The organism is Cellulosimicrobium sp. TH-20 (genome assembly GCF_002105775.1).
Lineage (GTDB): Bacteria > Actinomycetota > Actinomycetes > Actinomycetales > Cellulomonadaceae > Cellulosimicrobium > Cellulosimicrobium funkei.
Genome location: NZ_CP020857.1, coordinates 2,765,122 through 2,790,041 on the forward strand (window position 1 = coordinate 2,765,122; position 24,920 = coordinate 2,790,041).

Annotated in this window: 20 protein-coding genes; 12 read left to right on the top strand and 8 right to left on the bottom strand. The window is 75.2% G+C overall.

Features of this window, described 5'->3' with window-relative positions; genetic code table 11:
- Positions 1-2 precede the first annotated feature (2 nt).
- Complete coding sequence (locus B8281_RS12220; RefSeq protein WP_144723272.1) at positions 3-2,144, top strand: M3 family metallopeptidase; 2,142 nt, start codon at positions 3-5, stop codon at positions 2,142-2,144.
- A gap of 91 nt (positions 2,145-2,235) precedes the next feature.
- On the opposite strand, the gene B8281_RS12225 is transcribed toward B8281_RS12220, so the two are convergent.
- Together B8281_RS12225 and B8281_RS12230 are read right to left on the bottom strand one after the other, a co-directional pair.
- Positions 2,236-2,955 carry a response regulator transcription factor gene (locus B8281_RS12225; protein WP_085387860.1) on the bottom strand — a complete coding sequence of 240 codons (720 nt, stop codon included), beginning with the start codon at positions 2,953-2,955 and terminating at the stop codon, positions 2,236-2,238.
- A complete protein-coding gene (locus B8281_RS12230) occupies positions 2,952-4,280 on the bottom strand; it encodes a sensor histidine kinase (RefSeq protein ID WP_085388747.1) in 1,329 nt (442 codons plus the stop codon). Before B8281_RS12230 ends, B8281_RS12225 begins: the two co-directional genes overlap by 4 nt.
- Before the next feature lie 167 nt (positions 4,281-4,447).
- Here B8281_RS12230 and B8281_RS12235 point away from each other — a divergent pair, with 167 nt between their 5' ends.
- From B8281_RS12235 to B8281_RS12245, 3 genes are all read left to right on the top strand, one after another.
- Complete coding sequence (locus B8281_RS12235) at positions 4,448-4,906, top strand: hypothetical protein (protein ID WP_198163064.1); 459 nt, start codon at positions 4,448-4,450, stop codon at positions 4,904-4,906.
- A 357-nt stretch (positions 4,907-5,263) separates the two neighbouring features.
- Positions 5,264-6,865, top strand: a complete 1,602-nt coding sequence (locus B8281_RS12240; protein ID WP_085387861.1) for a multicopper oxidase family protein — start codon at positions 5,264-5,266, stop codon at positions 6,863-6,865.
- Between the two features lie 703 nt (positions 6,866-7,568).
- Positions 7,569-8,942 (top strand): M20/M25/M40 family metallo-hydrolase, encoded by a 1,374-nt coding sequence (locus B8281_RS12245; RefSeq protein ID WP_085388749.1) that lies wholly within the window; start codon positions 7,569-7,571, stop codon positions 8,940-8,942.
- Positions 8,943-8,960: 18 nt separating this feature from the next.
- Here the strand turns inward: B8281_RS12245 and B8281_RS12250 are convergent, their stop codons facing one another.
- Together B8281_RS12250 and B8281_RS12255 are read right to left on the bottom strand one after the other, a co-directional pair.
- Complete coding sequence (locus B8281_RS12250; RefSeq protein WP_085387862.1) at positions 8,961-9,809, bottom strand: fructosamine kinase family protein; 849 nt, start codon at positions 9,807-9,809, stop codon at positions 8,961-8,963.
- A gap of 38 nt (positions 9,810-9,847) precedes the next feature.
- On the bottom strand, positions 9,848-10,081 hold the full coding sequence (locus B8281_RS12255) for a DUF5703 family protein (RefSeq protein ID WP_009861400.1): 234 nt from the start codon (positions 10,079-10,081) through the stop codon (positions 9,848-9,850).
- A 101-nt stretch (positions 10,082-10,182) separates the two neighbouring features.
- On the opposite strand from B8281_RS12255, the gene B8281_RS12260 reads away from it, so the two are divergent.
- Complete coding sequence (locus B8281_RS12260; RefSeq protein ID WP_034651396.1) at positions 10,183-10,494, top strand: hypothetical protein; 312 nt, start codon at positions 10,183-10,185, stop codon at positions 10,492-10,494.
- A gap of 31 nt (positions 10,495-10,525) precedes the next feature.
- Here B8281_RS12260 and B8281_RS12265 read toward each other — a convergent pair whose 3' ends face one another.
- On the bottom strand, positions 10,526-11,494 hold the full coding sequence (locus tag B8281_RS12265; RefSeq protein ID WP_034651393.1) for an aldo/keto reductase: 969 nt from the start codon (positions 11,492-11,494) through the stop codon (positions 10,526-10,528).
- A gap of 142 nt (positions 11,495-11,636) precedes the next feature.
- Here B8281_RS12265 and B8281_RS12270 point away from each other — a divergent pair, with 142 nt between their 5' ends.
- Complete coding sequence (locus tag B8281_RS12270; protein WP_034651390.1) at positions 11,637-12,512, top strand: undecaprenyl-diphosphate phosphatase; 876 nt, start codon at positions 11,637-11,639, stop codon at positions 12,510-12,512.
- Positions 12,513-12,528: 16 nt separating this feature from the next.
- Here B8281_RS12270 and B8281_RS12275 read toward each other — a convergent pair whose 3' ends face one another.
- Positions 12,529-13,593 (bottom strand): CorA family divalent cation transporter, encoded by a 1,065-nt coding sequence (locus B8281_RS12275; protein ID WP_085387863.1) that lies wholly within the window; start codon positions 13,591-13,593, stop codon positions 12,529-12,531.
- Between the two features lie 119 nt (positions 13,594-13,712).
- On the opposite strand from B8281_RS12275, the gene mshC reads away from it, so the two are divergent.
- Entirely contained in the window at positions 13,713-14,987 is a 1,275-nt protein-coding gene (gene mshC / locus B8281_RS12280) for a cysteine--1-D-myo-inosityl 2-amino-2-deoxy-alpha-D-glucopyranoside ligase (RefSeq protein WP_085387864.1), read from the top strand.
- 46 nt (positions 14,988-15,033) lie between these two features.
- On the opposite strand, the gene B8281_RS12285 is transcribed toward mshC, so the two are convergent.
- Together B8281_RS12285 and B8281_RS12290 are read right to left on the bottom strand one after the other, a co-directional pair.
- Entirely contained in the window at positions 15,034-15,900 is an 867-nt protein-coding gene (locus tag B8281_RS12285; RefSeq protein ID WP_021482086.1) for a PAC2 family protein, read from the bottom strand.
- A gap of 63 nt (positions 15,901-15,963) precedes the next feature.
- On the bottom strand, positions 15,964-17,886 hold the full coding sequence (locus tag B8281_RS12290) for an alpha/beta hydrolase domain-containing protein (protein ID WP_085387865.1): 1,923 nt from the start codon (positions 17,884-17,886) through the stop codon (positions 15,964-15,966).
- A gap of 283 nt (positions 17,887-18,169) precedes the next feature.
- Between B8281_RS12290 and B8281_RS12295 the strand changes: the two genes are divergently transcribed.
- From B8281_RS12295 to dop, 5 genes are all read left to right on the top strand, one after another.
- Positions 18,170-18,850 (top strand): HAD family phosphatase, encoded by a 681-nt coding sequence (locus B8281_RS12295; protein WP_043652642.1) that lies wholly within the window; start codon positions 18,170-18,172, stop codon positions 18,848-18,850.
- Positions 18,851-18,921: 71 nt separating this feature from the next.
- On the top strand, positions 18,922-20,100 hold the full coding sequence (locus tag B8281_RS12300) for a site-2 protease family protein (protein WP_157446628.1): 1,179 nt from the start codon (positions 18,922-18,924) through the stop codon (positions 20,098-20,100).
- 71 nt (positions 20,101-20,171) lie between these two features.
- A complete protein-coding gene (locus tag B8281_RS12305) occupies positions 20,172-21,314 on the top strand; it encodes a tRNA (adenine-N1)-methyltransferase (protein ID WP_081599748.1) in 1,143 nt (380 codons plus the stop codon).
- A 180-nt stretch (positions 21,315-21,494) separates the two neighbouring features.
- A complete protein-coding gene (arc, locus tag B8281_RS12310; RefSeq protein ID WP_085387867.1) occupies positions 21,495-23,153 on the top strand; it encodes a proteasome ATPase in 1,659 nt (552 codons plus the stop codon).
- An 86-nt stretch (positions 23,154-23,239) separates the two neighbouring features.
- Positions 23,240-24,877 carry a depupylase/deamidase Dop gene (gene dop, locus B8281_RS12315; protein WP_085387868.1) on the top strand — a complete coding sequence of 546 codons (1,638 nt, stop codon included), beginning with the start codon at positions 23,240-23,242 and terminating at the stop codon, positions 24,875-24,877.
- Positions 24,878-24,920 lie beyond the last annotated feature (43 nt).

The window sequence follows — 24,920 nt, forward strand, 5'->3', positions numbered from 1 at the left end:
CCATGACCTCCGAGCCCACGACGCGCGCCGACGCGCCCGCGCCCACCACCGCGCCGGCCCTTCTCGACCTCGACCCCGCCAACCCGTTCGCGGCGCCGTCGGTGCTGCCGTACGAGCTGCCCGACTACGACGCCATCCGTGAGGAGCACTACCTCCCGGCGCTGCGGGCCGCGACGGCCGCGCAGCGCGCGGCGATCGAGGCGATCGCGAGCGACGACGCGCCGCCCACCGCCGCGAGCGTGCTCGAGGCGCTCGAGCGGTCGGGCCGCGACCTCGCGCGCGTGCTCAACGCGTTCTACAACCAGCTCTCGGCCGACGCGACGCCGGGCCTGGAGCAGATCGAGGAGGAGTTCGCGCCCGAGCTCGCCGCGCACCACGACGCGATCTACATGGACGCGCGCCTCTACGCCCGCGCCCGCGCGCTCCAGGACGCGGTGGACGCCGGCGAGCAGACCCTCGAGCCCGACGCCGCGTGGCTGCTCCGCACGCTGCTCGTCCGGTTCCGCCGCTCGGGCGTGGAGCTCGACACGGAGCAGCAGGAGCGCCTGCGCGCGCTCAACGGCCGCCTGACCACGCTCGAGGCCGCGTTCGGCCGCAAGCTGCTCGCGGGCGCGAACGCCGCGAGCGTGCTCGTCACCGACCGTACGGAGCTCGAGGGCCTGGCCGAGGACGCCGTCGCGGGCGCGGCGGCGGCCGCCGCCGCGCGCGGGCACGAGGGCGCGTGGCTGCTGGAGATGCAGCTCCCCACCCAGCAGGGCGTCCTCGCCTCGCTCGCGCGCCGCGACGTGCGCGAGCGCGTGCAGCAGGCGTCGGAGTCGCGCGGTGCGACCGGCGACGACCACGACACGCGCGAGATCGTGCTGGAGACCGTGCGCCTGCGCGCCGAGCGCGCGCGCCTGCTCGGCTACGAGCACCACGCCGCGTACGTCGCGGAGGACGCGACCGCCAAGACGACCGAGGCCGTGAACGCGATGCTCGGGCGGCTCGCTCCCGCCGCCGTCGCGAACGCGCGCCGCGAGGCGGCCGACCTCGAGACGGCGCTGCGGGCCGACGAGCCGGGCGCGACGCTGCGCGCGTCCGACTGGTCGTTCTACGCCGAGCGCGTGCGCAAGGACCGCTACGCGCTCGACGACGCGCTGCTGCGCCCGTACCTCGAGCTCGAGCGCGTCGTGCACGACGGCGTGTTCCTGGCCGCGAACCGCCTGTTCGGCATCTCCTTCGCCGAGCGCCACGACCTCGTCGGGTACCACCCGGACGTGCGCGTCTTCGAGGTGTTCGACGCCGAGACGCCGGGGGAGCCGGGCCAGGGCCTGGGCCTCTTCCTCGCCGACTGGTACACGCGCGAGTCCAAGCGCGGCGGCGCCTGGATGAACAACCTCGTCGACCAGAACCACCTGCTCGGGCAGAAGCCGGTCGTCGTCAACAACCTCAACATCGTCAAGCCGCCGGCCGGCCAGCCCACGCTGCTCGTGTGGGACGAGGTCATCACGCTCTTCCACGAGTTCGGGCACGCGCTGCACGGCCTGTTCTCCGACGTGCGCTACCCGTCGCAGTCCGGCACCGAGGTGCCGCGCGACTTCGTCGAGTACCCCTCGCAGGTCAACGAGATGTGGGCGTGGGAGCCGTCGGTCCTGCGCTCCTACGCGGTGCACCACGTCACGGGCGAGCCGATGCCCGCCGAGTGGGTCGACACGATGCTCGCCTCGCGCCAGTTCAACGAGGGCTTCGGCACGACCGAGTACCTCGCCGCGGCGCTGCTCGACCAGGCCTGGCACCAGGTCGGGCCCGACGGCGTCCCCGCGTCGGAGGCCGACGTCGTACCGTTCGAGGCCGCCGCGCTCGAGGCGGCGGGCGTCGCGTTCGCGCCCGTCCCGCCGCGCTACCGCACGACGTACTACAACCACGTGTTCGGGGGCGGGTACGCGGCCGGGTACTACTCCTACATCTGGTCCGAGGTCCTCGACGCCGACACGGTCGAGTGGTACCGCGAGAACGGCGGCCTGTCGCGCGAGAACGGCGAGCGCTTCCGCCGCGTGCTGCTCGCGCGCGGCGGCTCGCAGGACCCGCTGCAGTCGTTCCGTGAGCTCCGCGGCCGCGACGCCGACATCGCGCCGCTCCTCGCGCGCCGCGGCCTCGACGCCTGAGGTGTGGGCCCCTCCCGTCGCGAGGTAGAGCCGTGGTAGCGCGAGGTAGAGGCCTGGTCATGACCACGCCTCTACCTCGCGGACCTCGGCTCTACCTGGGCGGGGTGCCCGGGCGGACCAGGCCGGTCTCGTAGGCGACGACGACGAGGCCGGCCCGGTCCCGCACCCCCAGCTTGGCGAGGATACGGCCCACGTGCGTGCGGGCCGTCGCCGGGCTCATGAACAGGGCCGCGCCGATCTCGTCGTTCGTCAGGCCGCGGCCGACGTGCGCGAGCACCTCGTGCTCGCGGTCCGTGAGCCGGTCGGCGACCGCGGCGACAAGCGCCTCGTCCCGTCGCCCGGCGTCCACCGCCTGCGCGACCACGCGCGCCGTCACCGCGGGGGAGAGCAGCGCGTCGCCCGCCGCGGCCGTGCGCACCGCGCCGCGCAGCTCGTCCGGGCTCGCGTCCTTGAGCAGGAAGCCCGACGCCCCCGCCCGTAGCGCCGCGAAGAGATTCGTGTCGTCGTCGAACGTCGTGAGGACCACGACGCGCGGTCCGGCCGCCGCCCCGTCCGCGCCCGTCGCGCCGTCCGGTAGCCCCGAGCCGGGGGCCGCGTCGTCGACAATCTGCCGCGTGGCCGCGATCCCGTCGAGCACGGGCATCTGGAGGTCCATGAGCACGACGTCGGGGCGCACGCGGCGCGCGAGCGCGACGCCCTCGCGACCGTCGGCCGCCTCGCCGACGACCTCGACGTCGTCCGCGCGCTCGAGCAGCGCGCGGATGCCCGTCCGTACGAGGGGCTGATCGTCGACCAGCACGACGCGGATCACGGGGCACCCCCGCCTGAGGAGTGCGGGCCCCGCACGGCGGCCGTCCCGCGCACCGCGGCGCCGGGCGTGACCGGCACGCGCGCCCGCAGCCGGAACCCGGCGCCGTCGGGTGCGTCGGTCTCGACCGTGCCGCCCAGGACCGCGACGCGCTCGCGCAGCCCGCGCAGCCCGAGCCCGCCACGGTCCGTGGCGTCACCCCCGCCCCGTGCCCCGGGGCCGTCGTCGCGCACCTCGACCGCGAGCACGTCGCCCGGTGCACCAGGCGCACGCTCCAACGCCACGCGGACGACGGCGGCGTGCGCTCCGGCGTGCCGCAGCACGTTGGTCAGGCCCTCCTGGACGACCCGGTACGCCGCCGCGCCCGCGGCGGTACCCTCCGCGGTCCCCGAGGGCAGGTCGACGTCGAGGGTGACGTCGAGCCCGGCCGCCCGGGCCGTGAGCGCGAGGTCGTCGAGCCGGTCGATGCGCGCCTGTTCCGCGAGCCCCGCGGGCGCGGCCGTCCCGCGCAGCGCGCGCACCGTGGCGCGCAGGTCCGCCAAGGCGGTCGTCGTGGCCGTCCGGACGAGCTCGAGCTCGGCCCGCGCGGTCGCGAGCGCGTCCGACTGTGCGGCACCGACGGTGTCCACGTCGTCGAGTGCCTCGCGGGCGACGTTCGCGTGCAGCGAGACGACGGCGAGGTGGTGCCCGACGACGTCGTGCAGGTCGCGGGCGACGGCCTCCCGGTCGTGCGCGAGCCGGTCGGCGGCCTCGAGGTGGAGCGTCTGCTCGAGCAGCGCGTCCGCGTGGCGCCGCTGCTCGTCGCGCTGCCGGCGGGTGAACGACCCGTGCCCGAGGGCGATCGCCGCGGCCATGAGCGCCACGGTCGTCGCCAGCTCGTAGCCGATGACGTACCGGACGTCGTCGCCCTCGGCGAGCCGGAAGTACGTCGAGGTGACGACGAGCGCCGCCGCGACCCCGACGGCCCAGCCGAGCCGGCCCGCGACGGCCGCCGAGTACAGGGCGACCGAGACGGGCAGGGCGAGGCCGATCGCGGGCAGGTCCAGCGTGTAGTAGGCGCAGATGACGAGCGCGGTCGCGACGAGGACCCCGACGGGGAAGCGGCGCCGGCCGAGCACGAGCAGCCCCAGCACAAGGGCGATCGGGTACGCGACCCACGGGTCGGCCCGCGTGCCCCCGACGTCGGCGGCGATGGCGAACGCGACGACGTCGAACACCGCGAACCCCAGCAGAACGTCGACGAGCCACGGCGGGGGCGACGAGCGCGACGGCCGGGTCGCGGGAGGCGACCCGGCGGGCCGGTCGTGCGGGAGATCGCGAGACGTCACGACCACCGAGTCTAGGAAGACACACCCTGACGCGCGTCCGTCGTGGGGCGGGTCCAGGTCAGGGGTCGGCTACGTCGAGACGCGTACGCCCGGGGCGCGGGACGACGCATCGCGTCACGCGCCGGGGCGGACGCGGCGCCGCACCGCCGCTCCCTAGCGTCGACGTCATGAACCCGACTCCCGGACCCGCACCCCACCGCCCGGTCCCGCCCGGCCCGCCGCGCCCCACGCTCGGCGAGACGGTCCGCTCGCTGAGCTGGCCGCTCGTCCTCGGGCTCGGCGCGCTCGCGCTCGTCCGACCGCTCCTGAGCGTCACCGGCCTCGACGACGCGATCGGACGGCCCGCGGCGCCCCTGCTCGCGACCCTCGTGCTCACGATCCTGTGGGTCGGCGCGATCGTCGTCGCCCGCCCGGCGCACCCGCTCGCGACCGGCGTGGCCGTCGGGCTCGCCTACGGTGTCCTCGCGCTGATCCTCAGCGCCCTGCTGTCGCCGATCCTCACCGGCGAGCTCCAGGGCCCCGTCGCGCACCCCGTCGCGATCGTTCCGATGCTGCTCACCAACGCGGCCTGGGGCGCGTTCGCGGGAGCCATGGCGCTCGGTCTCCTCGCGGCCCGACGTCGTTGAGGCCCCACCAGCCGACGTCTCGCCGCGCCACCCCGCTTCCCCGACTCCGAGACCGCCCCGTCCCTGGCACCACCCCGAGCCGCGGCCGCGCGCGCTCGGGGTCGGCTCCGGGCATGCGTACGCTGCCGAGCGGACGCGCCCGGCACCGCCCGGTACCTAGCGTCGACAGCGTCGCCCGCACCGCCGGGCCGCCGTCGAACCGCACCCGCCGCCCGCCGTCGTCCACCCTGGAGAAGACCCGATGACGACCACGCACACCACCCCGCCGCCCGCCGTCCCCCGACCCCCGGGGCACCCGGCGGACCGCCCGGACGTCGCCCGCGACGGCGGCGTGGCCCGCTCGTCCGCGTCCTCCTCGTGCTCGGGCTCGTCGTCGTCCTGCTCGTCGGGGCCGTCGCAGTGGTCGTGGGCGTCGCGTGGGCGCGCGCCGCGACGAGCACGGCGGGAGCCGTGGAGTTCACGCGGCCGCTCGCCGTCCCGCCGCTCGCGGAGTCGCGCGTGGAGGACGGCGTGCGCGTCTTCGAGCTCGAGGCGCGCGAGGGCGTCGCCGACCTCGGCGCGTCCGCCCCCACTCCGACGATCGGGCTGAACGGCGACTACCTGGGGCCCACCTTGCGGGCCGCGCGCGGGGAGCGCGTGCGCGTCGACGTGACTAACGCTCTCGACGAGACGACGACGCTCCACTGGCACGGCATGCACCTGCCGCCCGCGATGGACGGCGGCCCCCACCAGATGGTCGAGCCGGGCGAAACGTGGTCGCCCACGTGGACGATCGACCAGCCCGCCGCGACGCTCTGGTACCACCCGCACCTGCACGGGCAGACCGCGAGCCAGGTGTACCGCGGGCTAGCGGGGATGTTCCTCCTCGACGACCCTGCCGCCGCCGACGGCCTGGCCGCCGACCTGCCGCACGAGTACGGCGTCGACGACGTCCCCGTCATCCTCCAGGACAAGAGCTTCCACGCCGACGGGCGGCTCGACGACGCCGTCTCCTTCCTCTCGCCGGTCGGCCCGCTCGGTGGCACGGTGCTCGTCAACGGCACCCCGGGGCCCTACCTCGACGTCGCGACCGAGCGCGTCCGTCTGCGCCTGCTCAACGGCTCCGACTCACGCGTCTACGACGTCGGCCTCGCCGACGGCGGCACGGTCCAGCTCATCGGGACCGACGGTGGGCTGCTCCCCGCTCCGCAGTTGGTCGAGCGCGTGCGCCTCTCCCCGGGCGATCGGGCGGAGGTCGTCGTGACCATGACCCCGGGGCAGCGCGCGGTCCTGCGCAGCTTCCCGCCCGAGCTGGGCGTCAACCCGATGTTCGAGCGCTTCTCGGGCGGCGAGGACACCCTCGACCTCCTCGAGCTCCGCGCGGCCGGCACGCTCGAGCCGAGCCCCGACATCCCGGGCACGCTCGGCGCCGCCGACCCCGCGGACGCGCTCGACGAGTCCGACGCCGTGCGCACCCGCCGCTTCCAGCTCGCCGGTACCGCGATCAACGGGCGCTCCATGGACATGGCGCGGATCGACGAGGTCGTCACGGTCGGCGAGACCGAGGTGTGGGAGGTCACCGGGCTCGACGACACCCCGCACAACTTCCACGTGCACGACGTCCGGTTCCGCGTCCTCGACGTCGCAGGACAGCGGCCCGGGCCGGACCTCGCCGGGTGGCAGGACACGGTCTACGTCCAGCCGGGGCACGTGACGCGCCTGCTCGTCCGGTTCGACGCCGCCGAGGGCACGACCGATCCGACCACCCCGTACATGTTCCACTGCCACCTCCTCACGCACGAGGACCGCGGCATGATGGGCCAGCTCGTCGTCGTCGCCCCGGGCGAGCAGGCGCCGTCCCGTATCGACGTCCCCGACGGCGGCACCCATCAGGAGCACGACGCCGACGCGCTCCCGGGCGACGGCACCGGCCCCCGCCACACCCTCGCACGGGACGGGAAGCACGACCCTGACCACTGACCCGTCGAGGTAGAGCCGTGGTTGTGCGAGGTAGAGCCGTGGTCACCCTGCCCGACGGCGTGTGGTCGCCCTGGGTGGTCGTGGTGGGTGGTGGTGCCGCGTCTACCATCCGCCGTTCTTTCCTCGCGGCTCCCGCCAAGCCCGCCACGACGCGGCACCACCACCCACCCCGCCCGGCGTCGTCTTGCCTCGGTCTGTGCTCGCCCCGGGTGGCTGCCCGCGGGACCGTCGATCTCGCGACTTGCGCTTCGCGGTCCACTTCTCTCGCGTCGCACAGCGGCGCTCACGGCTGCACCGTGGTGCCGCGCCCTGGCGGCGCGCAGGTGATCTTGACGCGTCTCGTGCGTCTCGTGCGTCTGGTGCGTTCGGGTGCTTGCCCGATCCGCGCCGCTCACCGCCCGGGTTCAGCCCGGGCGACCCGACGGCCCTCGGCGGGGCCGACCACCTCGGATGGTGACCCAGCCGCAATGGTGGCCCCGACCGCGACGGGCGACCGGCCGCCGTCGGACACGACCACGGCTCTACCCGACCGGGCAGCGTTCTGCTTCGGTGGACCACGGCTCTACTTCGCGTGACCAGGGCTCTATCTCGCGTGACCAGGGCTCTACCTCAGCCCACCGGGGTCCTCGCTCGGCGTGTCCGGCGTACGGGCGGTCGGGCGGGGCGGTCCGCACGCCCGACGGCGACGGGTAGCGTGTCGCTCATGACCGCTCCGCACCCGGACTCCCTGGCCAGCGCCCCCGCGGCGACCGACGCGACCCCCGGCGCGGTGCCGCGCGCCGAGGACGAGGTCGTGCGGATCTGCCGCGAGCTGCTGCGGATCGACACGTCGAACTTCGGCGACGGGTCGGGCCCGGGGGAGCGGGCCGCCGCGGAGTACGTCATGGGGCTGCTGCACGAGGTCGGGCTCGAGCCGGAGCTGTTCGAGTCGGAGCCCGGCCGGGCGAGCGTGGTCGTGCGGCTCGAGGGAGCGGACCCGACGCGACCGGCGCTCGTGCTCCACGGCCACCTCGACGTCGTCCCCGCGCAGGCGCAGGACTGGTCGGTGGACCCGTTCGCGGGCGAGGAGATCGACGGCCTGCTGTGGGGGCGCGGCGCCGTCGACATGAAGGACATGGACGCGATGATCCTCGCGGTCGTGCGCCAGATGGTGCGCGAGGGCCGCAAGCCCGCGCGCGACGTCGTCGTCGCGTTCTTCGCGGACGAGGAGGCGGGCGGCGCCTACGGGGCGCGCTACGCCGTCGACCACCGGCCCGAGCTGTTCGAGGGTGCGACCGAGGCGATCAGCGAGGTCGGTGGGTTCTCGGTCGAGGTCGGGGGGCGGCGGGCCTACCTGCTCCAGACGGCGGAGAAGGGCATCGCCTGGCTGCGCCTCGTCGCGGAGGGCCGCGCCGGGCACGGGTCGCAGGTGAACGACGACAACGCGGTGACGCGGCTCGCCGAGGCGGTGGCGCGCATCGGGACGCACCACTGGCCGAACACGCTCACGCCGACGGTCGACAAGCTGCTGCGCGGCGTCGCGGACCTCACGGGTCTGCGGTACGACCCCGAGGACTCCCGGTCGATCGAGGCCCTCGTGGCCGCGCTGGGCCCGGCGTCGCGGTTCGTCGGCGCCACGGTGCGGCACACGTCGAACCCGACGCAGCTCTCCGCGGGCTACAAGGCGAACGTCATCCCCGGCCGCGCCGAGGCGGCGATCGACGCGCGCCTCCTGCCGGGCCACGAGGAGGACGGGTTCGCGACGCTCCGCGCGCTCGCGGGCGAGCACGTGCGGGTCGAGGAGATCCACCGCGACATCGCGCTCGAGGTGCCGTTCGAGGGCGACCTGGTGGACGCCATGGTGGACTCGCTGCTCGCGGAGGACCCGGAGGCGACGGTGCTGCCGTACACGCTGTCGGGCGGCACGGACAACAAGTCGCTCGCCCGCCTCGGGATCACGGGCTACGGCTTCGCGCCGCTGCGCCTGCCCGCCGACCTCGACTTCTCCGGCATGTTCCACGGCGTCGACGAGCGCGTGCCCGTCGACTCGCTGCGGTTCGGCGTGCGCGTCCTGGACCGGCTCCTGCGCACCTGCTGACCGACGGGCGTCGCGCGGTCAGGTCTCGCCGAGCAGCGCCCGGACGGAGGAGCGCAGCTGCGCGCGGTACCCGCCGCCGAACAGCACCGCGTGCACCGCGACCGGGTACACCTGGTGCAGCGCGACGCGGTGGCGCCACCCGCGCGCGAGCGGGTGCGCGGCGTCGTACGCGGCGAGGATGTCGTCGAGGAACGGCGCGCCGAACAGCGCGAGCATCGCGAGGTCGGCCTCGCGGTGCCCGCCGTGGGCGGCCGGGTCGATGAGCACCGCCTCGACCGCGCCCGCCGAGCCGCCCGTGCGGTCGTCCGGCCCGCCGCCCCGGCCTGGCGCCCACAGCACGTTGCCCGACCAGAGGTCGCCGTGCACGCGCGCCGGCGCGTCGTCGAGCGCCGGGCGGGCGAGGTCGGGCAGGCGCGCGGCGAGGCGGTCGAGGAGCCGCGCGTCCTCGGCGTCGAGCGCGCCCCGGTCGCGGCCCTGCCGCGCGACCGGCAGGAGGCGCGCCTCGGCGTAGAAGGTCGGCCAGTCCGGCCACGCACCCGTGGGCAGCGGCAGCGGGTCGTCGAGCGGGCCGAAGAACGCCTCGTCCGACCACCCGGGCGGGGCCGAGCCCCAGGCCGGCGCCCCGGCGTCGTGCACGACGGCGAGCGCACGCCCGAACGCCCGGGCCGCCGCGCGGGTCGGCGCGGTCGTCGGCACGCGCTCCAGGTCGAGGTGGTCGGCGCCGACGTCGAGCACGCGGGCGACGCGCGGCCCGCCCGGGACGGCGAGCCACGCCAGCCCGGCGGCCTCGCAGCGGAAGAACCCCGCCGGGGCCACGGCGCGCGACTTCGTGAAGACGGCCGGCGCCGCCTCGTGCTCGCCGCTCACCGGGCCGCTCTCATGGCGCCGCGCTCACCGGGTCGTGCTCACAGCGTCGAGCTGACCCGGATGATCTTGCGCCGCAGCCAGACCCGGCGCTCGCCCCCGACGTACAGCCGGGTGCGGGCGAGCTCCCAGCGCCCGTACTCCGCCTCGTCGGTGAGGAGCCTGCTCGCGTCCGACCGGCTCGTGGAGCGGTCGATCGTCAGGACGCGGTACTCGTACTGCCCGCCGTGCGCGGCCCATCCGGACCTCCGGCGTGACGTCGGCCTCTCCTCCACGTGCCACCGTCCTCTCTCGCCTGTCTCGGTCGCGGGCCGGGTGGTGGGACCGACCCGGCCAACGAGTGCCATTGTGCCCCTCTCGGCGCTACCGTCAGGGTATGACCGCTGACCCGCGTGCCGCGCTCGACCGGTTCATCGCCGCGCTCGAAGCCCACTACAACGCCGTCGCCGCACGTCGCGGGGAGGACGACCCCGCGGTCGACGACGCCTACTACGTCCTCGGGGACGCCTTCGAGGTGTACGACGAGGCGCTGGGACAGGTGCACGGGGAGGCGACGCCGTTCTACCTCGCGGAGGAGGACGACGACGAGGACGACGAGGACGACGACGCGGAGGAGGACGACGACCTCGACGACACGCTCGACGACGACGTCCTCTCCGGCGAGCTCGAGACCGACGGCGCGCGCTGAGCCGCCCGAGGTCGCCGACGGAGGGGCGGGGTCACCACCGCTCGGGGTAGCCGACGTCGAGCGCGCTCACGTCGTCGAGCGCCGCGCGCACGGCGTCGGGCAGCACGAGGTCGGTCGCGGCGAGCGACGTGCGCAGCTGCGCGGGGGTGCGCGCACCGACGACCGCGCTCGCGACGGCGGGGCGCCCCAGGAGCCAGGACAGCGCGACGTCGAGCGGCGCGCGGCCCAGGCCCTCCGCGGCGGTCACGACGGCCTCGACGATCCCCGACGACGCGTGGTCGAGGTACGGCTCGACGAACGCGGCGAGGTGCGGGGACGCGCCCCGCGAGTCGGCGGGGAGCGAGCGCCGGTACTTGCCGGTGAGGACGCCCCGCCCGAGCGGGGACCACGCGAGCAGGCCCAGGCCCAGCGACTCGGCGGCGGGGACGACCTCGCGCTCGGCACCGCGCTGGAGCAGCGAGTACTCGAGCTGGACGGCGGCGAGGCCGACGTCGTCGGTCCCGCCGAGCAGGGTCGCGGCCCGCGCCGTCGCCCACCCCGGGTGGTTGGACAGCCCGACGTAGCGCGCGCGCCCGGACGTCACCGCGTGGCGCAGCGCCGACAGCGTCTCGGTGAACGGCGTGCGCGGGTCGGGCGCGTGCACGAGGAACAGGTCGACGTGGTCGGTGCCCAGGCGCGCGAGCGAGTCGTCGAGCGAGTCGAGGAGCGCACCGCGGGACGCGTCGACCACGGGGCCCGACGGCGTGTGGCGCACCCCCGCCTTGGTGCACAGCAGGACGTCGCGCCGGTCGACCTTCGCCCCGAGCAGCGACCCGAGGAGCGACTCGGCGTCGCCGTCGGCGTAGGAGGCGGCCGTGTCCACGAGGGTGCCGCCGGCGTCCACGAAGTCCCGCAGCTGCTCGGCCGCGTCGAGCTCGTCCGTGTCCCGGGCCCACGTCATGGTGCCGAGCCCGAGCTCGGACACGCGCAGGCCGGTGCTGCCGAGGTGGCGGTTCTCCATGGTTGCCGAGGGTACCGGCGGGGGCCCGCGGGCGACCGTCGGGGCGCGCGGTCGGGGACCTGGTCGGCCCAGGTTCACCCGCTCGGCCTCGGGCCTGCAGGTGCGCGGCCACCGCGCCCCCGAGCGGGTATCGTGACCGCTCGTGAACGCGTGGGAAGCCGTCCTCCTCGGCCTCGTCCAGGGCCTGACCGAGTTCCTCCCGATCTCGTCGAGCGCCCACCTGCGCATCGTCGGCGAGCTGATCGGGTCGCAGGACCCGGGTGCCGCCTTCACGGCGATCACGCAGATCGGGACCGAGACGGCGGTGCTGCTGTACTTCCGGCGGGACATCGCGCGCATCTGCGCCGCGTGGTGGCGCTCGGTGCGCGGCGACCACGGCACGGACTGGCGGGCGCGGCTCGGCCGGCACGACCACGACGCCGCGATGGCCTGGTACATCGCGCTCGGCTCGGTGCCCATCGTGCTGCTCGGCCTGCTGTTCCAGGACGCGATCGAGAACACGTTCCGCAACCTCTACCTGACGGCGCTCATGCTCGCGGTGTTCGCGCTCCTGCTCGGCTGGGCCGACCGGGTCGGCGCCAAGCGCCGCACGCTGCGCGAGCTCTCGGCCGGGCAGGCGGTCGCGTTCGGCTTCGCGCAGGCGCTCGCGCTCGTCCCCGGCGTCTCGCGCTCGGGCGGCACGATCACCGCCGGCCTGCTCATGGGCTTCACGCGCGAGGCGGCGGCGCGCTACTCGTTCCTCCTCGCGATCCCGGCCGTCATGGGCTCGGGCTTCTACCAGCTCTTCAAGTCCGCGGACGAGCCGGCCCCCGGGGCCCCCGGCGCCGGGGCGACCCTCATCGCGACGCTCGTCGCGTTCGTCGTCGGGTACTTCGTCATCATCGCGTTCCTCAAGATCGTCTCGACCTTCAGCTACACGCCGTTCGTGGTCTACCGCCTCGTGCTCGCGGCGCTCGTCGTGCTGCTCCTGCTCGTGGGCGTGCTGGAGCCGGGCGGGACGGCCGTCTCGACGCCGTGACCCTCTCGGGCCGCGGTCAGAGCCAGCCGACGCGCTTGAAGACCCGGTAGAGCACGACGCAGCCGCCCGCCATGAGGGCGAGCGCGAAGGGGTAGCCGAACGCCCAGTGCAGCTCCGGCATGTTGCGGAAGTTCATCCCGTACACGCCCGCGACGATCGTCGGGTACACGAGGATCGCCGCCCACGCCGAGATCTTGCGCATGTCCTCGTTCTGCCGCACCGAGACCTGGGTCATGTGGACCTGGAGCATGTCCGAGAGCAGGTCGTCGTGCGCGTCGAGGTGCCGGTCGATCCGTTCGACCGTCGTCACGACGCGCTCGAGCATGCGCCGGTTCACCCCGAGGTGGTCGGGGACGTCCGGGTCGAGCAGCTCGGGCAGCTCCGCCGTGACGGGCATGAGGGCGCGCCGCGCCTCGGTGATCTCGCGCTTGAGGTCGTAGATGCGCTCGACCGGGTCCTCGCGCTGCTGGTCGAACACCACGCGCTCGGTGTCGGCGACGGCGTCGCCCAGGCCCAGCTCGACCTGCGAGGCGCCGCCGACGATGGCGAGGACCGCGGCGGAGACGATCCGCTGGACGGGCGAGCCGTGGGGGTCGCCGGGCGCGGCGACCTTGTCGAGCATGATCGCGTGCACGTCCGCGTCGCCCTCCTCGGCGGTGAGGACGAGCCCCGCGCCGAGCAGCGCGGCGAACTGGCCCGTGTGCACCTGGCGGTCCGACTCGGTGAACCATGCCGTCGGCGTCACCAGGAGGAGCCAGTCCGCTGCGACCCGGCGCACGTGCGCCAGGGGGTGGCGGTTGTGCCGCGCGAGGTCCTGTCGGGTCGGGCCCACACCGGTCGTGACCTGGGCCGCGGCGTCGAGCACGGCGTCGAGGTCCTCCAGGCGCGCCCAGGTCACCGTGGCGCGGGCGGTGTGCCGGTCGCCGGGCGTGTCCAGGGTGCCGGGATCGGCCGGGTGCACGCCGTCGGCGCCGGGCTCGACCGTCCACGCCGCGACGGCGCGCACGGTCGGTCGTCGGAGCGCAGGGGCGGGTGCGCCGTCGGGCGGGGTGCCCGTCCGTGGCTCGGTGGGGTTCGTCACGTCCGCATTGTCCCGCGCCCCGCACGGACCTGCCCGGTCGCCGCCGGGAGCGGCGCCGCGCGTCGCCCGCGTGCCGGACGGCGGTCCGACGGCGGCGCCCCGGCGGCTAAGGTTGACGCGTGCACAGCTGGCCCGCCCCGCAGATCCCCGAGCTCCCCGGACGAGGCCTCCCGGTCCGGGTGCACGACTCGTCGACCCGTGAGCTCGTCGTCGCCGCCGCGGGCGAGGACGCCACGCTGTACGTGTGCGGCATCACGCCCTACGACGCGACGCACATCGGCCACGCGGCCACCTACGTCGCGTTCGACCTGCTCGTGCGCGCGTGGACGGACGCCGGGCACCGCGTGCGCTACGCGTCGAACGTCACCGACGTCGACGACCCGCTGCTGGAGCGTGCCGCCGCGACCGGCGTCGACTGGCGCGCGCTCGCCGTCGAGCAGACCGCGCTGTTCGCCGAGGACATGACGGCGCTCGGCGTCGTCCCGCCCGACGTCTACGAGGGCGCGGTGGAGACGATCCCCGCCGTCGTGGACGCGGTGACCCAGCTCCTCGACGCGGGCCTCGCGTACCGCGTCCCGGTCGAGCCCGGCGCCGGCGGCACGGACCCCGGGCTGGGCGACGTCTACGCCGACCTCTCTGCCGACCGCGCGTTCGGCTCGGTCTCACGCCTCGCGCGCGACGTCATGGAGCACCTCTTCGCCGAGCGCGGCGGCGACCCCGACCGCGAGGGCAAGAAGGACGCGCTCGACCCGCTGCTGTGGCGCCGCGAGCGCCCGGGCGAGCCCGCGTGGGACGGCGGCGCGCTCGGCACCGGCCGCCCCGGCTGGCACGTGGAGTGCGCCGTCATCTCGCGCGACGGGCTCGGCCTGCCGTTCGACGTGCAGGGCGGGGGAGCGGACCTGCTGTTCCCGCACCACGAGATGTCGTCGTCGCACGACCGCATGCTCGCGGGCGGCGGTGCGCCCCGCGCGCACGTGCACGCCGGACTCGTCGCGTACGAGGGCGAGAAGATGAGCAAGTCGCGCGGCAACCTCGTGCTCGTGTCGAACCTGCGGGCCACGGGCGTCGACCCGATGGCGATCCGCCTCGCGCTGCTCGCGCACCACTACCGCGGCGAGTGGGAGTGGACCGACGACGACCTGCCCGCGGGCGTGCGACGTCTCGAGACGTGGCGCGACGCCGTGTCGGGCAACGGTGGCCCGGACGCGACCGCGACGCTCGCGGCCGTGCGCGCCGCGCTCGCCGACGACCTCGACGCCCCGACGGCGCTCGCCGCCGTGGACGCCTGGGCCGCGGAGTCGCTGCGCCCCGGTCGTGACACCTCGCGCGACGAGGAGGGCGCCCCGGGCGTCGTCGCGCGCGCGGTGAACGCCCTGCTGGGCGTCCGGCTCTGACGAGCCGCCCCGCGCTGGCACCGCCGCCCGCGAGGCGGGCCGTGCGTCAGACGGTCGGGCCCTTGCCCGGGTTGCCGCGGTCGCGGCGGCGCAGGTAGCGCTCGAACTCGCGCGCGATGGCCTCGCCGCTCGCCTCGGGGAGCTCGGCCGTGTCCTTCGCCTCCTCGAGCTGCTGGACGTACTCCGCGATCTCCGCGTCCTCCGCGGCGAGCTCGTCGACGCCGTGCTGCCACGCCTCGGCGTCCTCCGGCAGGTCGCCCAGCGGGATCGGCTCGGACAGCAGCTCCTCGATGCGCGCGAGGATCGCGAGCGTCGCCTTGGGCGACGGCGGGTGCGCCACGTAGTGCGGCACGGCCGCCCAGAGCGACACCGACTGCATCCCGCGCTCGGCCGCGGCGTGCTGGAGGACGCCGACGATGCCCGTCGGCCCTTCGTACGTGCTCGGCTCGACGTCGAGCACGGCCTGCAGGCCCACGCTCTCCGACGTCGCCGTCATGGGGATCGGCCGCGTGTGCGGCACGTCCGCGAGCAGCGCGCCGAGCGTGACGACCGTGCGCACGCCGTGCTCCTCCGCGACGTCGAGCAGCTCGCGGCAGTACCGGCGCCAGCGCATGGACGGCTCGATGCCGTGCACGAGCACCACGCGGCGACCCGTCGGCGACAGGACCGCCGACGCGATCGTCGTCGTGGGCCACGTGATCTCGCGGCGGCCGTCGTCGTCCGTCGTGACGACCGGGCGGTTCACCTGGAAGTCGTGGTACTCCTCCGGGTCCAGCTCGTCGACGTCCTCGGCGCCCCACACCTCGTGCAGGTGCTGGAGGGCGGCCGTGGCGGCGCTCCCGGCGTCGTTCCAGCCCTCGAACGCCGCGATCATCACGGTCTGGCGGGTGCCCTCGGTCGCGTTCTCGGTCATCACCCCAGCCTATGCGGCCGGGCCCGACGGCGTCGGGGCGGGTTCGCGCCCGGCGTAGCCGCCTCAGCCGCAGTCGAGCGCCGGGTAGGCGACGTCGTCCGACGACGACCGCCCGTCTCCCGTGGCCGTCACCCGCGCGCTGCCCGCGTCGAGCGTGTCCGAGCGCGCCGAGAACGACTGGTACGCGGACGCGCCGGGCGCGACGCCCGCCACGGTGCGCTCGCCGAACGGCGTGCTCAGCGTGACGTCCGCGGGCACCGCGCCGTCGTTCGTCGCGCGGACCGCGACGTACGCCCGCCCGGCCAGGCACCGCGGGACGGCGGTCGCGGAGGTGTCGGGGCCGTCGAGGGCGGCGGACAGCGCGAGGACGCCGAGCACGGCGGTGGTCGACCGCACGACGCTCGCCGACGCGTCGGCGTCCTCGATCGCCGTGGAGCCGAGAGCGAGCGCCTCCTGGACCAGGGTCTGCGCCGCGTCCCAGTCACGCCGGTCCGCGGCCTCGAGCGCGCGCCGCATCCGGTCCTGGACCTGCGCCCCGGCCTCCGGCTCGACCGTGCCCGCGGCGACGCGCTCGTCGACGAGGTCGACGACGTCGGTGTACCAGGAGGGGTCGGCCGCGACGTCGGCTCCCACGAAGCCCGCCTCCACCGCGGCACGGGTCGACGCGACGACGGCGTCGCGGTAGTCCTCGGCGTCCGGGTACCAGGCCGCGAGCGTGGCGTCGTCCACCGGGCGCGAGCCGCCGTCGAGGAAGCAGAACCCGGGCCCGGTGTTGGCGCCGGAGTTGATCCGCGTCGGGACGTCCTGCTGCGCGAGCCGGACGCCGCCCAGGCCCAGGCCGCGCTCGTCGCGCACCACCTGGCGCGGCGCCTGGTCGGACAGCGTGATGGGGGCCGCCGACGGCGGGGTCGTCCCGTCCGCGACCCACGCGGCCACGTGGTCGTACACCGACGCCTGGACCAGGTGCTGGGGCACGCGGGAGCCGGACGGCTCCTCGCACGTCTGCGGCGTCCCGGGATAGCCGCCGGGCGCGGAGCCGACGTCGCGGATCCGCAGCCGCCCGTAGTCGGTGATGAGCTTCCAGTCGCCGTGCGACGCGCCCGCGACCTCCCACGTGCGCCGCACGTCGGTGTCGGGCTGGCGCTGCGCCGCCCCGAGGAGGTCGATCGCGACGTCGGTCTCGCTGTTGATCTTGAACACCGGCGTCTTGAGGCCGTCGCGCAGCAGCCCGCCCCCGCCGTGCAGCACGACGGCGTCGACGACCCCCGCGAGCGGGTCGACCGAGTTCACGTACGACCACAGCCGCCCCGCCGACTGCGAGTGCCCGGTCGCGACGACGCGCTCCGCCTCGAGCGGACCGAGCGGCGCCGTGCCCGCGGGGTCGCGCACCGCGGCCACGGCCTGGCTGAAGACGTCCCACGAGAGGGTGTCGTCGGTCACGGTGCCGCCGTCGGTGAGGTCGAGCGTGCCGTAGCGCTCGGGGCTCCAGGCCCGCAGGCCGGTGGGCGAGTGCACGCCCGCCCGCTGCGCCGACACCCCGACCCACGCGTAGCCCTCGCGCACCAGGTGCTCGTGCGTCTGGAACCAGTCGACCTCCTGGTCCCACTGGTTCGAGACGTTGTACCACTCGGCGATCACCGTGCCGTTGAACGTCGCGGGGTCGACGGGCCGGCGCACCACGACGCGGGTGCGGAAAGCGTGCCCGGTGCTGAGGACCGTCGCGTCCGTCACGCCGTCCGCCTGGTAGCGGGTCGCCTCGCCCTCGACGAAGAACTCCTCCTCGACGTAGCCGCGCGCGGCCAGGTCGTAGTCGGTCGCGAGGAAGGGGTACCCGTGGGCAGGGTCGCCGGGCGCCGTCGTCGTGGGCACCGGGCCGGTCACCACGGGGTCGGGGACGGCGGCGCTCGCGGGGAGCGCGGTCCCGGCGAGCACGAGCACCCCGGCGAGGGCGAGCGCGAGCGGGCGGCGGACGGGGGGTGCGGACATGGCGACTCCTTCGTCGGGCCCGACGGCGGTGGCGGGCGCTCAGCAGCCTAGGGAAGCCGCGCGCTTCTGTCGACCGGCGCGCGAGTTCGGGAGCAGGATCGCCAGAAGCCGTCGCGCGCGACCGCACGCCCAGGAACGGCGGCGCGCCCGCGGCGGTGGCGTCCGGTTAGGGTCGAGGGTGCAGGGGTTCGTCGTACGACCGTTGATGGAGACCGCTTTGCCTTCTCGTCCTGACAGCACGTCCGCAGGTCAGCGCTCTGCCGAGCGTCCCGAGGTCCCCGCGTTGCCCGAGGCCGTCCTGTGGGACATGGACGGGACGCTCGTCGACACCGAGCCCTACTGGATCGCGGCGGAGCACGAGCTCGTCGCCGCGCACGGCGGTACGTGGACGCACGAGGACGCGATGTCGCTCGTCGGGAACCCGTTGCGCGAGTCGGCGCGCATCCTGCGCGAGCGCGGCGGTGTCGACCTGCCGGTGGACGAGATCGTCGCGTTCCTCATCGGGCGCGTGATCGAGCAGGTGCGCGTCGAGGTGCCGTGGCAGCCCGGCGCGCGCGAGCTCCTCACGGCGCTGCGCGAGGCGGGCGTGCCGTGCGCGCTCGTCACGATGTCCTACCGCGAGCTCGCCCAGCCCGTCGCCGAGATGGCGCCGCCGGACGCGTTCCAGGTGCTGGTCTGCGGCGACGAGGTCGAGCGCGGCAAGCCCGACCCGGAGCCCTACCTCCTCGCCGCGCAGCGCCTCGGCGTCGACGTCACGCGCTGCGTCGCGATCGAGGACTCGCCCGCGGGGATCGCCTCGGCCCGCGCCGCGGGGGCCGCGACCCTGGGCGTCGAGGCCGTGGTCCCGGTGCTCCCGGCGCCGGGCCTGAGCCGGACGCCGTCGCTCGAGCTCGTCGACGTCGCGCTCCTGTCGCGTCTCGTCGCGGGCGACGTCGTCGACCTCATGGAGGACGACGCCGCCTGAGGCGCCCGGACGGCCTGCCCGGCGGTGCGCGGGCCGTCGGGACGGAGCCGCCGAGCGCATAGGCTCTCAGGGTGGACGGACCCGAACCTCGAGCACCCCGCACGCCCGCACCGGCAGGCCCGCGCACGAAGGGCTGGGTGATCGGCCGCGTCGTCGGCGCACCGGTGATCCTCACACCGTCGTGGTTCCTCGCCGCGGCGATCCTCACGGTCCTGTTCGCGCCGACGGTGCAGCGGCTCGCCCCGCACCTCGGCCCCGAGATCTACCTCGTGTCGTTCGCGTTCGTGCTGCTGCTGTTCGCGTCCGTCTTCCTGCACGAGGTCGCGCACGCGCTCGTCGCGCGCGCCCGGGGCCAGCACGTGACCGAGCTCGCGGTGACGCTCTGGGGCGGCCACACGGCGTACTCCGGGACGTCGGCGCGCCCGCTCGACGGCTTCCTCATCTCGGTCGTCGGCCCGCTGACCAACCTGGCGCTCGCGGTCGTGTTCTGGGTGACCTTCCAGGCGCAGCCGACCTTCTCCGTGCCCGCCCTCCTGCTGTACGCGGGCGCGTTCTCCAACGCGTTCGTCGGGTTCTTCAACCTCCTGCCCGGCCTCCCGCTCGACGGCGGCCAGATCCTCGAGTCCGCCGTGTGGGCCGCGACGGGGTCGCGGACGAAGGGCACGGTCGCAGCGGGATGGGTCGGGCGCGCGGTCGCCGTCGGGGTCGTCGCGTGGGCGCTCATCTGGCCGCTGGCCTACGGCGGACGGCCGGACCTGTGGACCGTCGCCTGGGCGGCGCTGATCGGGGCGTTCCTGTGGAGCGGCGCGGGGCAGGCCATCACCGTCGGGCGCACCCGCGAGGCGGTGTCCGGGCTCACCGTCCGCAGCCTCGCGCGCCCCGCGGTCGCCGTGCCGTCCACGGCGACGGTCGGCGCGGTCGGGCGCTCGGTGGCGCTCGCGGGCGGCCCGCACGTGGTGGCCGTCCTGGTGGACGGCGCAGGCCGGCCCCTCGGGTACGTGGACCCCGGCGCGGCCGCGGCCGTGCCCCCCGACGCCGCCGAGACGACCCCGGTCGGCGCCGTCGCCGTGCCCCTGCCCGGGGCCGCGACGATCGACGCCCGCAGTGCGGGGCAGGACATGCTCGCCGAGCTCTCGCGCGTCGGGCGGGACGCGGCGGTCGTCGTCTTGACCGACGGCGGCCGCGTCGTCGGCGCGCTCGAGGTCGCCCGGGTCGTCGCGGCGCTGCGGGACGCCCGGCGCGGGCGGTGACCGGCGCGTCGTCCGCGCGCACGACCGACCGGCGTCGGGCGTGGGGCGGGCGGCCCGTAGGATGGTCGCCCGTGACCTCCGAGCCCGCCACCACGCCCGGCCACCCGACCCCGCAGCCCGGTGGGGACGGCGCAGCCGCCCCCGCGCACGGCGCGTCCGACCGCCCCGGTGCGACGGGCGCGGACGAGCGCCGCGGCCCGCTCCGCGTGGGGGACAAGGTCCAGCTCACGGACCCGCGCGGTCGCCTGCACACCATCACGCTCGCGCCGGGCGCGACGTTCCACACGCACAAGGGCTACCTGCGGCACGACGACCTCATCGGCCGCCCCGAGGGCAGCGTCGTGCGCAACACCGCCGAGATCGAGTACCTCGCGATGCGCCCGCTCCTCGCGGACTACGTGCTCTCGATGCCCCGCGGCGCGGCGGTCGTCTACCCGAAGGACGCCGGCCAGATCGTCGCGATGGCGGACATCTTCCCGGGCGCGCGCGTCGTCGAGGCGGGCGTCGGGTCGGGCGCGCTGACGATGTCGCTGCTGCGCGCCGTCGGCGACGCGGGCGAGCTCCACTCGATCGAGCGGCGCGAGGACTTCGCCGCGATCGCGCGCGGCAACGTCGAGACGTTCTTCGGTGGCGAGCACCCGGCCTGGACGCTCTCCGTGGGCGACCTCGCCGACGTGCTCCCGACCGTCGCCGAGGACGGCACGGTCGACCGCGTCGTGCTCGACATGCTCGCGCCCTGGGAGAACCTCGACGTCGTCGCGCGCGCGCTCGTGCCCGGCGGCGTCCTCGTGTGCTACGTCGCCACGACGACCCAGCTCTCACGCCTCGCGGAGGACCTGCGGGCCGACGGCCGCTACGCGGAGCCCGTCGCGTGGGAGTCGATGGTGCGGGGCTGGCACCTGGAGGGTCTCGCGGTGCGGCCGCAGCACCGCATGATCGGGCACACCGGGTTCCTGCTCACCGCACGGCGCCTCGCGGACGGCGTCGCGCCGCCCGAGCGCAAGCGCCGCCCGGCCAAGGGCGCGTACCCGACCGACGCCGAGCAGTGGTCGCCCGAGGAGCTGGGCGAGCGCCCGGTCTCCGAGAAGAAGATCCGGCGCGTGCGGCGCGACGTCGGCCAGGGCCCCGAGCAGACGACCGGTCCGGGCGCGGAGCACGGCGTGCAGAAGGGCGCGGAAGACGCCGACGGGGCGCCCGACGTGTCGGGCGCGTGACGGTCCGGTAACGATCGGGGCGCCGCCGTCTCACCCTGGGTGTCGTCCGTGTGCACGGGCGAGACTTGTGCCTAAGGTCTACACCCGACCGCCGGACGATGGTCGGCACGGGCGCCTCGCGAGGCCCGTCGTCCGCCGTCCACCCGTGGTCGGGCGAGCCGGCGGCGAGAGGGACACCCGATGAGCGAGACATTCGGCCGTAGCGACCAGGCCCCGCAGGACGGCGCGCGCGAGCTCGCGCTGCTGTCCGCGAAGAACGAGAGGCTCGCCGAGGCGCTCCGCGCGGCCCGGGACCAGATCCTCGACCTCAAGCGGCAGATCGACGACCTCGCCAAGCCCCCGGGGACGTACGCGGTGTTCCTCGCCGCGCACCCGGACGGGTCGGTCGACGTGTCCGCCGCCGGGCGCAAGATGCACGTCGGCGCGAGCCCCAGCCTCGACGTCCAGCGCCTGCGCCCGGGCCAGGAGGTCAAGCTCAACGAGGCGATGACCGTCGTCGCCGCGGGCGGCTACGAGCGCACGGGCGAGATCGTCACGGTCAAGGAGATCCTCGACGCCGACCGCGTGCTCGTCGTCGGCCGGGCCGACGAGGAGCGGGTCGTGCGGCTCGCCGGGTCGGTGGCGCGCACGACGCTCCGCGTCGGCGACTCGCTCACCATCGACACGCGCAGCGGCTTCGTGTTCGAGGTCATCCCGAAGTCCGAGGTCGAGGAGCTCGTCCTCGAAGAGGTCCCGGACATCGAGTACGAGGACATCGGCGGTCTCGGGCCCCAGATCGAGCAGATCCGCGACGCCGTCGAGCTGCCCTTCACGCACCCCGACCTGTTCCGCGAGCACGGTCTGCACCCGCCGAAGGGCGTCCTGCTGTACGGCCCGCCCGGGTGCGGCAAGACGCTCATCGCCAAGGCCGTCGCCAACTCGCTCGCGCACACCGTGGCGCGGGCGCGCGGCGAGCAGGTGGAGGACGGCTCGGGCGTGGCGCGCAGCTACTTCCTCAACGTCAAGGGCCCCGAGCTGCTCAACAAGTACGTGGGCGAGACCGAGCGGCACATCCGGCTGATCTTCGCCCGCGCTCGGGAGAAGGCGTCGCAGGGGACGCCCGTCGTCGTGTTCTTCGACGAGATGGAGTCGCTGTTCCGCACCCGCGGGACGGGCCTGTCGTCCGACGTCGAGACGACGATCGTGCCCCAGCTCCTCGCCGAGATCGACGGCGTCGAGCGGCTGGACAACGTCATCGTCATCGGGGCGTCGAACCGCGAGGACATGATCGACCCCGCGATCCTGCGGCCCGGGCGCCTCGACGTGAAGATCAAGATCGAGCGGCCCGACGCCGAGGGCGCCAAGGAGATCTTCGCCAAGTACCTCACGGAGGACCTGCCGATCCACGCGGCCGACCTCGCCGAGCACGGCGGCAACCAGCGCGAGGCCCTCGACGCGATGATCCGCTCGGTCGTGGAGCGCATGTACTCCGAGGAGGAGGAGAACCAGTTCCTCGAGGTCACCTACGCCAGCGGCGACAAGGAGATCCTGTACTTCAAGGACTTCAACTCGGGCGCGATGATCCAGAACGTCGTGGACCGGGCGAAGAAGTCGGCGATCAAGGACCTCCTCGCCACGGGGCAGCGCGGCATCCGCGTCGACCACCTGCTCGCCGCGTGCGTCGACGAGTTCAAGGAGAACGAGGACCTGCCGAACACCACCAACCCCGACGACTGGGCGCGCATCAGCGGGAAGAAGGGCGAGCGCATCGTCTTCATCCGCACGATCGTCCAGAAGAAGGGCGAGGGCGGCTCGCCGCGCACCATCGACACGGTCACCAACACCGGCCAGTACCTCTAGCGGGGCGCGGTCGCGCCGCCCCGTGGACGGCGCGGCGCGGCGTCGGAGGGCGGACATAGGGTGAGCGCGTGAGCGTACGACGGGTCATGGGGATCGAGACGGAGTACGGCGTCCTGCAGCCGGGGAAGCCGATGGCGAACCCGATGCTCATGTCGAGCCAGGTCGTCACCACGTACCGGGCGCTCGCCGCGCGCAGCGACGGCGCCCGGGGCCGGGCGCGCTGGGACTACGACGACGAGGACCCGCTGCAGGACGCGCGGGGGTTCCACGTGCCGCGCGCGTCGGCGCACCCGTCTCTCCTCACGGACGACCCGTCGCGCCCCGCGCCGTCGGGGCCGGTCGACCGGACGGCGGAGGGCGGCGCCGCCGGGGCCTCCCTCCAGGAGGTCGCGCGGCCGACGACGGAGGAGTACGACGACCCGAGCGCGGCGAACGTCATCCTCACCAACGGCGCCCGGCTCTACGTCGACCACGCGCACCCCGAGTACTCCTCGCCCGAGGTCACCGTGCCGCACGACGTCGTGTGCTGGGACGTCGCGGGGGAGCGGGTCATGCTCGCCGCGTCGCGCGAGCTGGCCCAGGTGCCGGGCGGCGGCGTCGTGCTCTACAAGAACAACGTCGACGGCAAGGGCGCGAGCTACGGGACCCACGAGAACTTCCTCGTCGACCGCGAGGTGCCGTTCGGCGTCCTCGTGGAGATGCTCACGCCGTTCCTCGTGACCCGGCAGGTGTTCGCCGGCTCGGGGCGCGTGGGGCTCGGCCCGGCGGGGGAGGAGCACGGGTTCCAGATCTCCCAGCGCGCCGACTACGTCGAGGCGGAGGTCGGGCTGGAGACGACGCTGCGCCGCCCCATCGTCAACACGCGCGACGAGCCGCACGCGGACCGGCAGCGCTGGCGCCGGCTGCACCTCATCATCGGCGACGCGAACATGTTCGAGACCGCGACCTACCTCAAGACGGGCACGACGTCGCTCGTGCTCTTCGTCGTCGAGCACCTGGAGGAGCTCGGCCCGGAGGTGCGCGCCCGCCTGGCCGGGCTGCGCCTCGCTGACCCGGTCGCGGACGTCCAGCGCGTGAGCCGCGACCTCGACCTGACGCGTCGTCTCGCCCTCGCCGACGGGCGCGAGCTGACGGCGCTCGAGGTCCAGCGCGAGTACCTGGAGGTCGCCGCCGACGCGGCGGAGCGCCTCGCGGGACCGGACGGGGTCGACGCCCCGACGCGCGACGTGCTCGCGCGGTGGCGCTCGGTCCTCGACCGCCTCGCGACCGACCGCGACGCGTGCGGGCGCGACGTCGAGTGGGTCGCGAAGCTCCGGCTCCTCGACCGCCTGCGCGAGCGCGACGGCCTCGACTGGGGCCACTCGCGCCTCGCGGCGATGGACCTCCAGTGGTCCGACGTGCGGCCCGAGCGCGGCATCTACCACCGCCTCCTCGCCGCCGACGCCGTGGACCGCGTGGTCACCGAGCGCGAGGTCGGCGCGGCGGTGCACCACGCGCCCGAGGACACGCGCGCGTTCTTCCGCGGCGAGGTCATGGCGCGCTACGGCGACGAGGTCTCCGCGGCGAGCTGGGACTCGGTGATCTTCGACGTGCCGGGCGCGCCGTCGCTCCAGCGCGTCCCGATGATGGACCCGCTGCGCGGGACGCGCGCCCACATCGGGGCGCTGCTCGACGCGAGCCCGGACGCCGCCGCGCTGCTGGCGGGTCTGGCAGGCCCGTCGTGACCGGCGGCGACTAGGCTGGGCGCACGACGGCGCCCGCCCTCCG

Bases quoted from the DNA above. Each gene is read 5' to 3' on its own strand.
- B8281_RS12220 (WP_144723272.1), top strand. From the start codon at position 3: ATGACCTCCGAGCCCACGACGCGCGCCGACGCGCCCGCGCCCACCACC.
- B8281_RS12235 (WP_198163064.1), top strand. From the start codon at position 4,448: ATGAACCCGACTCCCGGACCCGCACCCCACCGCCCGGTCCCGCCCGGC.
- B8281_RS12245 (WP_085388749.1), top strand. From the start codon at position 7,569: ATGACCGCTCCGCACCCGGACTCCCTGGCCAGCGCCCCCGCGGCGACC.
- B8281_RS12260 (WP_034651396.1), top strand. From the start codon at position 10,183: ATGACCGCTGACCCGCGTGCCGCGCTCGACCGGTTCATCGCCGCGCTC.
- B8281_RS12265 (WP_034651393.1), bottom strand. From the start codon at position 11,494: ATGGAGAACCGCCACCTCGGCAGCACCGGCCTGCGCGTGTCCGAGCTC.
- B8281_RS12285 (WP_021482086.1), bottom strand. From the start codon at position 15,900: ATGACCGAGAACGCGACCGAGGGCACCCGCCAGACCGTGATGATCGCG.
- B8281_RS12290 (WP_085387865.1), bottom strand. From the start codon at position 17,886: ATGTCCGCACCCCCCGTCCGCCGCCCGCTCGCGCTCGCCCTCGCCGGG.
- arc (WP_085387867.1), top strand. From the start codon at position 21,495: ATGAGCGAGACATTCGGCCGTAGCGACCAGGCCCCGCAGGACGGCGCG.
- dop (WP_085387868.1), top strand. From the start codon at position 23,240: ATGGGGATCGAGACGGAGTACGGCGTCCTGCAGCCGGGGAAGCCGATG.